Below are 12283 nucleotides of genomic sequence, written 5' to 3'. Positions count from 1 at the left end.
CGTGGGGTAGGGTCCGAACCTGTCGCCGACCTGACGGATATCTCCACCGGCCCGACGAAGAGGAACTTTTGTGCGCATCCTGCTCGTCGAGGACACGCGGGACGTCGGCGAGGCCATCGCGGTGCGCCTGCGCGGGCTCGGCCACGCGGTCGACTGGGAGGTGGACGGGGAGGCCGGCGACGCGCTGCTCGCGGTCCAGGCCTACGACCTCGTGATCCTCGACGTGAACCTGCCGGGGCTCGACGGCTTCTCGATCCTCAAGCGGCTGCGGGCGCGCCGCGGGCCGGTGCCGGTGCTCGTCCTCACGGCCCGTTCGGAGGTCGACGACCGGGTGGGCGCCCTCGATCTCGGTGCCGACGACTACCTGGTGAAGCCGTTCGACTTCCGCGAACTGGAAGCCCGGGTCCGTGCCCTCCTGCGCCGCAACAGCGGGCACGCCGACAACGCGCTCGTCCTCGGCAACCTGCGCCTCGACCGGGAGGCCCGCGGCGCCAGCGTGGCGGGCGAGGCCCTCGACCTGACGCGGCGCGAATGGACCCTGATCGAGATCCTGGCGGCGCGGCCGGGGCGGATCTTCCCCAAGGGCGAATTGCTGGAGCGGGTCTTCGCCCTCGAGGAGGAATCGAGCGAGAACGCCGTCGAGCAGATCGTGGCGCGGCTGCGCCGCAAGCTCGTCGCCGCCGGGGCCCAGGCGGAGATCCGCACCCTGCGGGGGCTCGGCTACCAGGTCGTCGGCCCGGAGGCATGATCCTGCGCGGCTCCTCGCTGTTTGCCCGCCTCGTCGCGGTGCTGGCCCTGGTGCTCGCGGTCGGCGCCGGGCTGCTCCTCGCCGCTGCCTGGGCCTCGGCGCGGCTCGCCGCCGACGAGGCCTACGACCGGCTCCTCGTCGGAGCGGCGCTCCAGATCGCCGAGACCATCGCCAGCGACGGGCGCGAGATCTCGGTCGATCCGCCGTTCTCGGCCTTCGAGACCCTCGGCCTCAGCCCCCGCGACCGGATCTTCTACAAGGTGGTCGATCCCGCCGACGGCCTGCTCACCGGTGACGCCGACCTCGCGGTGCCGGTGGACCGGGCCCGCCTCGCGGCGGGACCCGTGCTGCTCGACGCCGAGCATCGCGGCCAGGCGGTGCGGGCGGTGGTGGCCGGGCGCTACGTGCCGGACGCCGCGAAGGCGGGCTTCGCCGCCGTGGTGGTGGCCCAGACCCGCGAGGCGCGGAGCGGGCTCGCCCGGGCGCTCACCGTCAAGGCGAGCCTGATGGTGCTGGCGATGAGCGCGCTGGCCCTCGGCGCCGTCGCGGTGGCGGTGCGCGCGGCCCTGCGGCCGCTGCGTGCCATCGAAGGCGTGCTGGCGGCCCGCGGGCCCAACGAACTCCAGCCGCTGGGCCTCGCCGCCCCACGGGAGATCCATCTGCTCGTCGCCTCGATCGACCACTTCATGGGCCGGCTGTCGGGCCATGTCGCGGTGATGAAGCGCTTCATCGCGGATGCGGCGCACCAGATCCGCACGCCGCTGACCGCGCTCTCCGCCCAGCTCGACCTCCTGTCGCGCGAGACCGACGAGGGGCGCCGGCGCGACCAGCTCGCCCGCATCCGCGCGCGTACCGCCGAGCTCGGCCACCTCACCAACCAGCTCCTCAACCACGCCATGGTGATCCACCGCGCCCGCTCCGTCGCCTTCGACCCGGTCGACGTGGCGGGGCTTGCCCGCCGCACCCTGATCGAGGCGGTGCAGCAGCAGCCCGGCGACCGGGCGGTCGATGTCGGCTACGAGGGCCCCGAGGAGGCGGTGACGATCCCGGGCGACGCGATCGCACTGCGCGAGGCTGTGTCGAACCTGATCCACAATGCCTACAAGCACGGCGCCCGCCGCCGGCTCACCGTCCGGGTCGGGCGCGAGCGCGGCCGGGTGCTGCTGGCGGTGGAGGATGACGGGCCCGGCATCCCGAGAGGGGAATGGGCCCGGGTGCGCGAGCCGTTCCGGGCCGCCGCCGGCGGCGCGGTCGGGTCCGGCCTCGGCCTCTCGATCGCCGCCGAGGTCGCCGCGGCCCATGGCGGCGAGATGCGCTTCGAGATCCACTCCGAGCGGGGCTTCTCCGTGGTCCTGTCCCTGCCCGACGGAGCCGAGGCATGATCGGCCGCCTCGCCCGCGCGGTAGTCCCGCTGCTTGCTCCGCTCTTCGCCCTGCTGGCCGCCGGGACGGCGGGAGCCGAGGAGGTGAGCCGCTTTCCGGCGAGCGAGCACGAGCGCACGGTGCTGACGATCCGCGCCGCGGCGGATGCCGACGCGATGGCGCCGCTGATCCGCGACTACCAGCAGCTCTATCCGGACGTGACCGTGGTCTACCACGAATACGTCACTGCCGACCTGTTCGGCGAGGTGGCGGCGGCCTGCGCCGCGGGCCGGGCGGCGCGCGACTACCCCGCAGACGTGGTGATCTCCTCCTCGGTCGACCACCTGATCAAGCTCGCCAACGACGGCTGCGCCCGGGCCCACCGCTCCTTCGAGACCGCCCGCCAGCCCGACTGGGCGGCCTGGCGCGATGAGGTGTTCGGCTTCACCACCGAGCCGGCGGTGATCGCCTACCGGCCCGACCTCGTGCCGCCAGAGGACGTGCCGCACAGCCGCGTCGCCCTCGTCGACCTGCTGCGGCGCAAGCCCGAGGCCTATGCCGGCAGGATCGGCTCCTACGACATCACCCTGTCGGGCATCGGCTACCTGTTCGCCGCCTACGACGCCCGCGCGGCCGCCACCTACGGCCGCCTCGTCGAGGCCTTCGGCCGGGCGGACCTGCGGGTGCGGTGCTGCACCGGCGACCTGATCGCCGACCTCGAGGCCGGGCGGATCGCGATCGGCTACAACCTGCTCGGCTCCTACGTCTACCGGGCGATGCGGCGCGGCGCCCGGATCGGCCTCGTCGTGCCGCGGGACTACACCCTGGTGCTCAGCCGCGCCGTCCTGGTGCCGGTCACCGCCCGGGCGGTGGGCGACGCCTTCGCGTTCGTGGACTACCTGCTGTCGGCCCGCGGCCAGAAGGTCTCGCGCGAGGAGGCGTTCTTCTTCGACCGCACCGGCCCGCTGCCCGCCGGGGTCGAGGGTCCGCCGAGCCTCGCCACCGCCGGCATCCTGCGGCCGATCACCGTCGGGCCGGTGCTGCTCGCGGTGCAGGACCGGGCCAAGCGCGCCCGCTTCCTCGCCGAGTGGCGCCAGTCGATCGGCGCGGAGGCGCCCCGCGGCGGGCCGCGACGGGAGGAGCCGTGACGTTGCCGGCACCGCCCCGAATCGCGCCTCTTCGCGCCCGGGCCGAATCGGCTTAGCATCGTTGCCCGTGATCCGGCCCCGTCACGAGAGGCCGGACATCGGAGGAAGCATCGGATGCAGGACCCGGTTCGCATCACCGTGCGGCCCGATGGCCGCTACACGCTCTATCGCGGCGAGACGCCGCTGATCTTCGGCCTCAGCCGCGACATGGCGTTCAGCCTCGCCGAGAGCTGCGGCGTCGTCATCGAGCGCGCCTACAGCATCAACTGAGCGGAAGGCTCGACGAGCCGCGGCGCCTCCGGGGCGCCGCCCCTCACGCTTCGTCGCGGGGGCTCAGCGGCGGCCAGACCAGGCCGGCGGCGAGAGAGGCCGCGGAGCCGAAGCCGCAGCCGACGACCTTCACCATGAAGTCGGCGATCCGGCCGTGACGGGTCGGCTCGAGGAGCTGGAACGCCTCCAGGGCGCCGGCAGCCGCGATCGTCAGCAGCAGGACCCGCCAGCGGTGGCGCGGATAGCCGACCGCGAACAGGAAGCCGAGGAGCGCGAAGGCGCCGAACCGCTCGACCGAGACCGGCGCGCCGCTGACCGGCCGGTAGCCGATCGGCGCGACGGTCGCGGCCACGATGGCGGCCAGGATCAGCCAGCCGAGAATGCGAGACGCTCGGGACATGGGACGGAAGACCCGTGCGGGCGCGGACGGCCCGGTTAGCGGAAGGACGCGCTGGGCCCGGTGCCGGACCGCCCCGGGCCGCGCAATCCTGGCTCGAAATGGTTACGATCCCGCCCGAGGTGTACGCGTCGCCGTGTCGGGCTAGGCGAGGCGCGGTCGGGCAGGGGCCCGGTCACCGGAGGCTCGGCGCCACCAGCGCGCCCTCGGCGCCACCGCTGCCCGGCGCGAACGCCACCCGGTCGCCGTCGAGGCGGGCCCGCCCGCTCGCCACCAGGGCGAGGGCCGCCGGGTAGAGCCGGTGCTCCTGCACCAGCACCCGGGCGCTCAGGGCGTCCTCGTCGTCGTCGGGCAGCACCGGCACGGCGGCCTGGGCGACGATCGGGCCGGCATCGAGTTCCGGCACCACGAAGTGGACCGTGCAGCCGTGGACCCGCACGCCCGCCGCGAGCGCCTGGGCGTGCGTGTGGGTGCCGCGAAACAGCGGCAGCAGGGAGGGGTGGATGTTGAGCATCCGCCCGGCCCAGGCCTCGACGAACCACGGCGTGAGCACCCGCATGAAGCCGGCGAGCACCAGGAACTCGACGCCGTGCTCGCGCAGGGCCGCGTCGAGCGCCCGCTCGAAGGAGGCCCGGTCGGGATGGGCCCGGTGGTCGACCGCCGCGGTGGCGATCCCTGCCTCCGCCGCCCGGGCGAGGCCCGGCGCGTCGGGCCGGTTCGAGGCGACGAGGACGATTTCGGCCGGGTAGTCTGGCGCGCGTGCGGCCTCGAGCAGCGTCGCCATGTTGGAGCCGCGGCCCGAGATCAGGATGCCGACCTTGGCCCGCGCGCTCATAGGGCGAGGCGCCCCGTATAGGTCACCGGGCTCTCGCCCCGCTCGGTGATCCGCCCGAGGCGGACCGGCGCCTCGCCGGCCGCCTGGAGCGCCTGCTCGACCGCCTCGGCCCGCGCCGGATCGACCACCACCACCATGCCGATGCCGCAGTTGAAGGTGCGCAGCATCTCGGCCTCGGCGACGTTGCCCTCCCGGGCGAGCCAGCCGAAGACCGGGAGCACCCTCACCGCGTCGAGGTCGAGCGCGATGCCGACGCCGTCGGGCAGGACGCGGGGCAGGTTGTCGGGAAAGCCGCCGCCGGTGATGTGGGCGAGCGCCTTGATGGCGCCGTGACCGGTCGCCTTCAACGCCGCCAGAAGCGGCTTGACGTAGATGCGGGTCGGCTCGAGCAAGGCCTCGCCGAGGCTCTTGCCCTGCGCGAACGGCGCGGGCGCGTTGTAGCCGAGCCCGGAGGCCGCCACGATCCGGCGCACCAGCGAGAACCCGTTCGAGTGCACGCCCGAGGAGGGCAGGCCCAGCACCACGTCGCCCGGCGCGATGCCGGCGACCGGCAGGAGCGCGCCGCGCTCGGCGGCGCCGACCGAGAAGCCCGCGAGGTCGTAGTCGGACCCGTCGTAGAGGCCGGGCATCTCGGCGGTCTCGCCGCCGATCAGCGCGCAGCCGGCCTGGCGGCAGCCCTCGGCGATGCCCTTCACGATGTCGGCGCCCACGCCCGGCACCAGCTTGCCGGTGGCGTAGTAGTCGAGGAAGAACAGCGGCTCGGCGCCCTGCACGATGATGTCGTTGACGCACATCGCCACGAGGTCGATGCCGATCGTGGCGTGGCGCCCGGTCTCGATCGCGATCTTCACCTTGGTGCCGACGCCGTCGTTGGCCGCGACCAGGATCGGGTCCTTGAAGCCCGCGGCCTTCAGGTCGAACAGGCCGCCGAAGCCGCCGATCTCCGCATCCGCTCCCGGCCGGCGGGTCGCCCGCACCAGGGGCTTGATCGCCTCGACCATGGCGTTGCCGGCATCGATGTCGACGCCCGCCTCCGCGTAGGTCATCCCGTTCTGGCGCTCGCCCGTCGTCATCCCTCGACCCTTCGCCTCGATCCTTGCCATGCTGCGACCGCTCTTAGCCGCTCTTGCCCGCGACCGCGAGTCGGGGCAGCCGTGAGGAACCATGACGCCGACGAAGAGCCCGTTCCGATCGCTGCCGAACCTGATCACCGCCGCCCGCCTCGCCCTGGTGCCGGTCGTCGTCTGGGCGATCGCCCGCGAGGCCTGGGGCGCGGCGTTCCTGGTCTTCGCGGCCGCGGGGATCTCGGACGGGATCGACGGGTTCCTCGCCCGCCGCTACGCCTTCGCGAGCCGCCTCGGCGCGATCCTCGATCCGCTCGCCGACAAGGCCCTGATGCTCGCCGTGCTGGTCGGCCTGACGCTCGCCGGGCTCGTGCCGGCCTGGTTCCCGGCGGTGCTCGTCGCCCGCGACGCCGTGATGGTGGCGGGGGCCGGTCTCGCCCGGCTCGCCGGACGGTCGCTGGCGAGCCCGCCGCTCCTCGTCGGCAAGCTCAACACCGCCTGCCAGATCGCCTTCCTGGCCTGGCTCCTCGGCAGCCGGGCGCTCGGCATCGCCGCGACGGGGGCGGAGGCGGTCGCGATGCCGGCGCTCGCCGGGCTGTCGGTCGTCTCGGCCCTGGTCCAGGGCGTGCACGCCCTGCGGGGAGGGGACGCCGGTCGGGATCCGGGCGAGCCCCTCAGTTGATGGCGCAGAACCCGGCGCCCGAGCCGAAGACCCGGCCGGTGGTGCACCACGGCTTCGCTGGTGCCGGGCTCGGGGCGGGAGCCGGGGCGGCCACGCGCGGAGCGGGCGGTGCGGTGGTGCCGGTCGTCATCGGTTCCGGCCCATCCGCAGAGGCCGTGCGCAGGCGCGGCGCCTCGGCGGCCGCGGGTGCCCCCGCCGGAGCGGCGTGACTGCGGGCGATGAAGGAGAAACCGCCGCGCCGGCCCTTGGCCTCGGCGGGCGATGCCGCCGCGAGAATCCCGAGGGCGGTCAGCCCCAGCATCAGACCCGCACGCATGACCTCGCCCTCCTGTTCGATGGGCGGCATCGTCCCAGGCAAGCGTTAAGGCGCCGCCCCATCCGGTCGGCGGCATTCGAGCGATCCCGGAAATCCCCATCGGTTCAGCGCTTGCGCAGCCACAGGCTGGTCTCGAAGGCGCCCTCCGGCAGGGGCAGGCGCGCCAGGATGCCGTCGAGGGACCGGCCGGCCCGGGTCGCGACGTAGCGGCTGGCGAAGAGCGGCGCGTAGGGGCCGCCCTGGAGCAGCGCGCCGACCAGCAATTGCTCGTTGTAGCCGCGCCAGGCCCAGGAGGCTGGGTAGGCGTCCGGCAGGAAGATGTCGTGCAGGTGCACGATCACGCCGGAGCGAAGGCGCGGCAGCACGTCGAGGATCAGCCGGTCGACGTCGGTGCCCGGCATCGCGACGTGGCTCGAATCGATGAACAGCATGTCGCCGGGGTCGAGGCCGGCCGCTCCCTCCGCGTCCGCCGGTCCGAACAGCCGCGCCTCGTGGCGCAGGCCGAGGCCCGCCAGCGGTGCCCGGGGCGCGGGATCGATGCAGATGATCGCGGTCGGGAGGCCACCGTCGCGGACGGCCTGCGCGAGGAAGCGGGTCGAATGGCCCGAGCCGATCTCGACGATGCGTGCCGGCCGCTCGCGCCGCACCAGGGCGTAGGCGGCGGCCGCGTCGAGGCGGGGGAACCAGTCCTGGGCAAAGCGCGCCGGCCGCTCGCCGACGAGGCCGGGGCCGCCGGCCGCGATACGGGCGAGATCCGGCGCGTGCGCCTCGATCTCGGCCAGCACCGACCGGAAGGCCGGCTCGGCCTCGCAAAAGAGCGGGCGGAGGGCCGGGTAGCCCTCCGCCCGTGCCGCGCCGGCATGCCGGTACGGGATCAGGAAGCCGCCCGCCGGCAGGCCGAGCAGGGCGCGGAGACCGAGCCCGGCGCGGCGCAGGCGGGTGCGGGTCATACCGCCTTGCGCACCTTCAGGTCGCGGCCCTGGACGTCGCGCAGGTCCGGGGTGATGCCGGGGCCGTCGACAGGCGGCGGCGGCACGTTCGGGGGCGACTTCGCCTTGCTGCGCAGGGCGTCGGCGAGGCGGCCGCGCTCGAACAGCAGCACCACGCCGATCGCCAGGGCGAAGGGGATCAGCAGGTAGAACAGGCGGAAGATCAGGACGGCGGCGAGCACGTCGGTCTTCGGCAGGTCCGGCATCGCCGTGATGAAGACGAGCTCGAACACCCCGATGCCGCCCGGCGCGTTCGAGACCAGCGCCACCGAGAACGAGGCGAGGAAGACCGCGAGCACCACCAGGAAGCCCGGGTTCCCGGCCTCCGGCAGGGCGAAGTAGATGATGCCGGCAGCGCCCAGCAGCTCGAGCGGCGCGGCGATCAGCTGGCGGCCCATGATGTTGGGGCGCGGATACTCGATCTTGAACGAGCGGATGTGCAGCGGCCGGAAGTGCAGGATCGAGCCGATGACGTAGAGCGCCACGAAGCCGAGGAGCCCGAAGCCGACGAGGCGGGCGGTGGTCGGGCTCGCCAGCACCGGCGGCAGCAGGCTCGCCACGCGCTGCAGCAGCTCGGGTTCGAGCACCAGCACCAGGCCGCCGAGGAACGCCGTGCCGAGGCCGAAGGTGAAGGAGCAGAGCGCCACGAGCACCGCCACCTGGGCGGTGGAGAGGCCCTTCGACGTGTAGGCGCGGTAGCGAACCACCGCGCCGGAGAACACCGAGGCGCCGATGTTGTGCGACAGCGCGTAGGTGGTGAAGGAGCACACCGAGACGAAGAGCCAGGAGATGCCCTTCACGCCGAGATGCAAGAGCGCGATCCGGTCGTACCAGGCCAAAGCCGCGTAGGCGACCAGGGTCGAGAGGACGGCGAGCGCGTAGCGGTGCGGCGGGATCGCCGCGAGGCTCGCCTTCACGTCGGCGAAGGACAGGCCCTTCAGCAGGTGCCACAGCAGATAGACGGAGACCACGACGGCCCCGAGGCCGATGACCGGCCAGATGAAATCCTTGATCTTCTTCATCGCGGTCCCGTCGCGTCCCCGTTCTCGCGCGCGCTTCTGCCCGACCCTGCGGAGGACCGCAAGAACGGCGCAGCGCCGACGGCCCCTCCTTTCATGGGATCGTGACGGTTTCGTGCCGGTCCCGCGGCCGCGTCGGTCCGTCGCCGGCGTCAGATCCCGCTTGCGTCGAGCCAGTCGAGGAGCAGGCGGGCGACGCCCTCCGAGCCGAGATCGAGCTGCAGGAAGTGGGCGATCCCCGGCACCGAGCGGTGCTCGGCCCCGTGGTAGAGCGCGGTGCGCCAGGTCGTCGCCGGCCAGATCATCCGGTCGTCGGCGCCGCCGAGGACCAGCGCCGGCACGCCCGCGAAGGCCGCCGAGAGCGGCAGCATCGGCCAGTGCGCCTCGGCCAGCGCCGTCGGGCTCTCGGCCGACATCCGGGCGGCGTAGTTCTGGGCGCGCTCCAGCGGCAGGCCTTCCGAGAACAGCCAGTGCCGGGCGAGCGCCACCGCGGGCTCGCGGCCGGGCAGCAGCGAGCCCGCCAGCGCCTCGACCCAGAAACCCGCATCCGTCATGGCGATGCGCGGCCCGACCATGCCGAGGCCCTCCGGCGGCAGGGACGCCATCATCACGAGGCCGCGCAGCGGCACCCGGCCGAGCAGCCGCTGGGCCAGCAGCCCGCCGAGGGAATGCCCGACGAGCACCGGCGGCTCGCCCCATTGCGCCAGCGCCAGGCTCACGTCGGCGAGGTAATCGGATAGGGTGGCGTCGCGCAGCTGCCGCCCGCCCTGGCTGCGGCCGTGGCCGCGCAGGCTCACCGCGGCGGCGCGGCGGCCGCGCCGGGCGAGGTGGGGCAGAAAGATCTCCTCGAACATCCAGGCGCCGCCGAAGGCCCCGTGGACGAAGAGCAGGGGGGCGCCGCGGGGCTCGCCCGCCGGCTCGGCCTCGATCCATTCGAGGGCCGGACCGTCGCGGCGCTTGATCAGGCGGTGCGAGATCCGGGCCCGGGGCTCGGTGACGACGGTGAAGCGGCGTCGATCCCGCGCCTGTGCCTCGTGCATGCCCGTGCCTTCTTCGACGATGCGATGGGCGGTCCGCCGCCAGGGGCCGCGGTCAGATCCCGGATCACCTAACGGCCGAGCCCGGTTCGCCCAGCCTCGCCGGAGCGAATCGCTGCCCTGCGCCAGCCTCGCACGAGAAAGCTTGACACAAGGGAAACGAGTCCGCCCCCTCCCTGTATCAGCGACAGGAGACGCCCCGCCGTGAGCGACGCCCCGACCGACGATCCCCGCCTGCGCCTCGACGGCCACACCCCGATCCCGCCGACCCACGTCGCCGCGGTGGTGACCTACCTGGAGATGACGGCGCCGCCGTCGCGCCCCGGGGCGGAGCGGGAGCCGCTGCCGCTCTCGCCGATCGGCGCCGACCTCGCCCGCTACCGGGCCCTCTACGCGGCGATCGGCACGCCCTGGCTGTGGTTCGGCCGCGCCGGCATGACGGACGAGGCCCTGACGGCGATCCTCGGCGACCCGGCGGTGGAGGCCCTGGCGCTGACCGAGGACGGGCGCGACGTCGGCCTGCTCGAACTCGATCGGCGAAAACCCGGCGAGGTGGAGCTCGCCTATTTCGGCCTCGTCCCGGAGGCGGTCGGCAGCGGGCGCGGCCGGCGGCTGATGGACGAGGCGGTGCGCCGGGCCTTCGCGGAGCCGATCCGCCGGTTCTGGGTCCATACCTGCACCCTCGACCATCCGGGCGCGGTGGCGTTCTACCAGCGCTCGGGCTTTCGCCCCTACGCGCGGGCGATCGAGGTGGCGCCCGATCCGCGCCTCACCGGCGCGCTGCCCCGCGAGGCCGGGCAGGTGCCGCTCCTCGCCAGGTGAAGCGAGATCCGGGCGGTCTCCCGCCCGGGCACTCGCTTACGCCGCGATCTCGATCCGCGCCTCGACCCCGAGCAGCCGCCCGAGGCCGCGCAGGCGGTTCGACAGGCGGTCGCTGGCGAGGTCCTTCAGGTCCTGCGGCAGGGTGAGGACGATCACGCCGTCGCGCATGGCGAGCGGCGTGCGCGGCAGGATGCCCTCCATCGCCACCGAGACCGGGAAGGCGACGCGCAGGACCGCACCCAGCAGCCGCGCCTGCTCGAAGAGACGCGGGCCGGCGAGCTGGCGCAGCAGCGGGCTCGCCTTCTCGGGGGCGACGCCCTCGTGGCGGAAGAACACCGCCACGGCGAGGTAGGCCCGGCCCGGATGGTCGATGCCCACGAAGGAGGCGTGGGCGATGACGTTGAGGCTCTGCTCGCCGCGATAGTCGGGATGGGTGCGCCAGCCGACATCGGCCAGCAGGCAGGCGGCGTGGCGCAGCCGGCGCTCGTCGGCGGTCTCCGGCGTCGACAGGCTCGCCATGAAGGCATCCGTCCAGGCCTGGAGTTCGGGCCCGTGGCCGGGGCTGCGGCAGCGCAGGCGGTTGAGCTCGGCGGCGGCGAGCAGCAGCGGGTCGCGGGCGCGGGCCGCGTCGTCGAGCTTCTCGAACAGCAGGCCCTCGCGCACGCCGGTGGCCGAGATCGCGATCTCGCGCGGGCGACCCGAGCGGATCACCTCCTCCAGCACCACCGCCCCGTAGGCCAGCAGCGGCCGGCGGGCCTCCGACACGCTCTCGACGGCGGCCAGCGTCGCGGCGTCGGATTGCTCGACGACCTGCAGGAACGACAGCTCGTCGTTCGGCTCGATCGAATAACCGTGCATGACGTGCAGGCGGTAGTCCCGCGCCGCCTGATGCAGGCGGGCGAGCGCCCGCCAGGTGCCGCCGACGGCGTAGAAGGTGCGGCCCTTCAGGGTGTCGAGCTGCGGGCCGGCCTTCTTGAGGGCTTCGGCGGCGATCTTGCGGGCCTTCTTCAGCGAGCCGCCGCTGAGGTCCTGCAGCGCCAGCCCGCCGAGCGGCATGGTGACGCCGCTGCCGATCGCCGAGCCGCGCACGTCGACGAGCTCGAGGCTGCCGCCGCCGAGGTCGCCGACCACGCCGTCCGGCGCGTGGAAGCCCGAGATGACGCCGTAGGCCGAGAGTTCCGCCTCGCGCCGGCCCGACAGGAGCTCGATCGGGTGGCCGCAGGCGGCCGCGGCCGCCTCCAGGAAGGCCGGGCCGTTCTCGGCGTCGCGGGCGGCGGCGGTGGCGAGCACGAAGACCTGGCCGACATGCATCGCCTCGCACAGCACCCGGAACCGGGCGAGCGCCTGGAGGGCGCGGCGCACCGCCTCCTCGTTGAGGCGGCCGGTGGAGAGCACGTTGCGGCCGAGGCCGCACAGGACCTTCTCGTTGTAGAGCGGCGTCGGCGCCCGGCTGATGCCCGAATAGGCGACCAGCCGGACGGAGTTCGAGCCGATGTCGATGATCGCGACGGGGGCGCCGGGCTCGATCCGGGCGAGCGCGGCTTCGTTGAGGGCGGTCTGATCCAGGCCCATCCAGGTCCTCATGACGGGAGCGC

General features: G+C 74.0%; 14 protein-coding genes. 6 read left to right on the top strand and 8 right to left on the bottom strand.

Going from position 1 to position 12283, the window contains the following annotated elements; all coding sequences use genetic code 11:
* Nucleotides 1-70 precede the first annotated feature (70 nt).
* The 4 genes from V3T34_RS02315 (at nucleotide 71) to V3T34_RS02300 (ending at nucleotide 3527) form a co-directional block, all read left to right on the top strand.
* Nucleotides 71-748 carry a response regulator transcription factor gene (locus tag V3T34_RS02315; RefSeq protein WP_305077027.1) on the top strand — a complete coding sequence of 226 codons (678 nt, stop codon included), beginning with the start codon at nucleotides 71-73 and terminating at the stop codon, nucleotides 746-748.
* Complete coding sequence (locus V3T34_RS02310; RefSeq protein ID WP_305077026.1) at nucleotides 745-2130, top strand: sensor histidine kinase; 1386 nt, start codon at nucleotides 745-747, stop codon at nucleotides 2128-2130. The genes V3T34_RS02315 and V3T34_RS02310 overlap by 4 nt, the downstream gene beginning before the upstream one ends.
* Nucleotides 2127-3257, top strand: a complete 1131-nt coding sequence (locus tag V3T34_RS02305) for an ABC transporter substrate-binding protein (protein ID WP_305077025.1) — start codon at nucleotides 2127-2129, stop codon at nucleotides 3255-3257. The genes V3T34_RS02310 and V3T34_RS02305 overlap by 4 nt, the downstream gene beginning before the upstream one ends.
* A gap of 114 nt (nucleotides 3258-3371) precedes the next feature.
* The gene (locus V3T34_RS02300) at nucleotides 3372-3527 is read left to right on the top strand and encodes a hypothetical protein (RefSeq protein WP_165602118.1); all 156 of its coding nucleotides are present in this window, start codon (nucleotides 3372-3374) and stop codon (nucleotides 3525-3527) included.
* Nucleotides 3528-3570: 43 nt separating this feature from the next.
* Here the strand turns inward: V3T34_RS02300 and V3T34_RS02295 are convergent, their stop codons facing one another.
* The 3 genes from V3T34_RS02295 to purM form a co-directional block, all read right to left on the bottom strand.
* Entirely contained in the window at nucleotides 3571-3927 is a 357-nt protein-coding gene (locus V3T34_RS02295; RefSeq protein ID WP_305077024.1) for a VanZ family protein, read from the bottom strand.
* Nucleotides 3928-4099: 172 nt separating this feature from the next.
* The gene (purN, locus tag V3T34_RS02290) at nucleotides 4100-4759 is read right to left on the bottom strand and encodes a phosphoribosylglycinamide formyltransferase (RefSeq protein WP_305077023.1); all 660 of its coding nucleotides are present in this window, start codon (nucleotides 4757-4759) and stop codon (nucleotides 4100-4102) included.
* Complete coding sequence (gene purM, locus V3T34_RS02285; protein WP_305077022.1) at nucleotides 4756-5832, bottom strand: phosphoribosylformylglycinamidine cyclo-ligase; 1077 nt, start codon at nucleotides 5830-5832, stop codon at nucleotides 4756-4758. Before purM ends, purN begins: the two co-directional genes overlap by 4 nt.
* Nucleotides 5833-5923: 91 nt before the next feature.
* Here purM and V3T34_RS02280 point away from each other — a divergent pair, with 91 nt between their 5' ends.
* Entirely contained in the window at nucleotides 5924-6505 is a 582-nt protein-coding gene (locus tag V3T34_RS02280) for a CDP-alcohol phosphatidyltransferase family protein (RefSeq protein ID WP_060848931.1), read from the top strand.
* On the opposite strand, the gene V3T34_RS02275 is transcribed toward V3T34_RS02280, so the two are convergent.
* The 4 genes from V3T34_RS02275 to V3T34_RS02260 form a co-directional block, all read right to left on the bottom strand.
* Nucleotides 6498-6821 (bottom strand): hypothetical protein, encoded by a 324-nt coding sequence (locus V3T34_RS02275; RefSeq protein WP_060849604.1) that lies wholly within the window; start codon nucleotides 6819-6821, stop codon nucleotides 6498-6500. The two genes, V3T34_RS02280 and V3T34_RS02275, sit on opposite strands and share 8 nt — an antisense overlap.
* 104 nt (nucleotides 6822-6925) lie before the next feature.
* Complete coding sequence (locus tag V3T34_RS02270; RefSeq protein ID WP_305077021.1) at nucleotides 6926-7771, bottom strand: class I SAM-dependent methyltransferase; 846 nt, start codon at nucleotides 7769-7771, stop codon at nucleotides 6926-6928.
* The gene (locus tag V3T34_RS02265; RefSeq protein WP_060848929.1) at nucleotides 7768-8832 is read right to left on the bottom strand and encodes a lysylphosphatidylglycerol synthase domain-containing protein; all 1065 of its coding nucleotides are present in this window, start codon (nucleotides 8830-8832) and stop codon (nucleotides 7768-7770) included. The genes V3T34_RS02270 and V3T34_RS02265 overlap by 4 nt, the downstream gene beginning before the upstream one ends.
* Before the next feature lie 149 nt (nucleotides 8833-8981).
* Nucleotides 8982-9869 (bottom strand): alpha/beta hydrolase, encoded by an 888-nt coding sequence (locus tag V3T34_RS02260; RefSeq protein WP_305077020.1) that lies wholly within the window; start codon nucleotides 9867-9869, stop codon nucleotides 8982-8984.
* Between the two features lie 201 nt (nucleotides 9870-10070).
* On the opposite strand from V3T34_RS02260, the gene V3T34_RS02255 reads away from it, so the two are divergent.
* Nucleotides 10071-10688: a GNAT family N-acetyltransferase gene (locus tag V3T34_RS02255; protein ID WP_305077019.1), complete on the top strand. Its 618-nt coding sequence runs from the start codon at nucleotides 10071-10073 to the stop codon at nucleotides 10686-10688.
* A 36-nt stretch (nucleotides 10689-10724) separates the two neighbouring features.
* Here the strand turns inward: V3T34_RS02255 and ppx are convergent, their stop codons facing one another.
* The gene (gene ppx, locus V3T34_RS02250) at nucleotides 10725-12260 is read right to left on the bottom strand and encodes an exopolyphosphatase (RefSeq protein ID WP_060848927.1); all 1536 of its coding nucleotides are present in this window, start codon (nucleotides 12258-12260) and stop codon (nucleotides 10725-10727) included.
* Nucleotides 12261-12283 lie beyond the last annotated feature (23 nt).

The organism is Methylobacterium ajmalii, from assembly GCF_036448855.1.
GTDB lineage: Bacteria > Pseudomonadota > Alphaproteobacteria > Rhizobiales > Beijerinckiaceae > Methylobacterium > Methylobacterium ajmalii.
The sequence above is the reverse complement of the archived record's forward strand: the minus strand, read 5'-3'. Positions and strand labels throughout refer to the sequence as shown.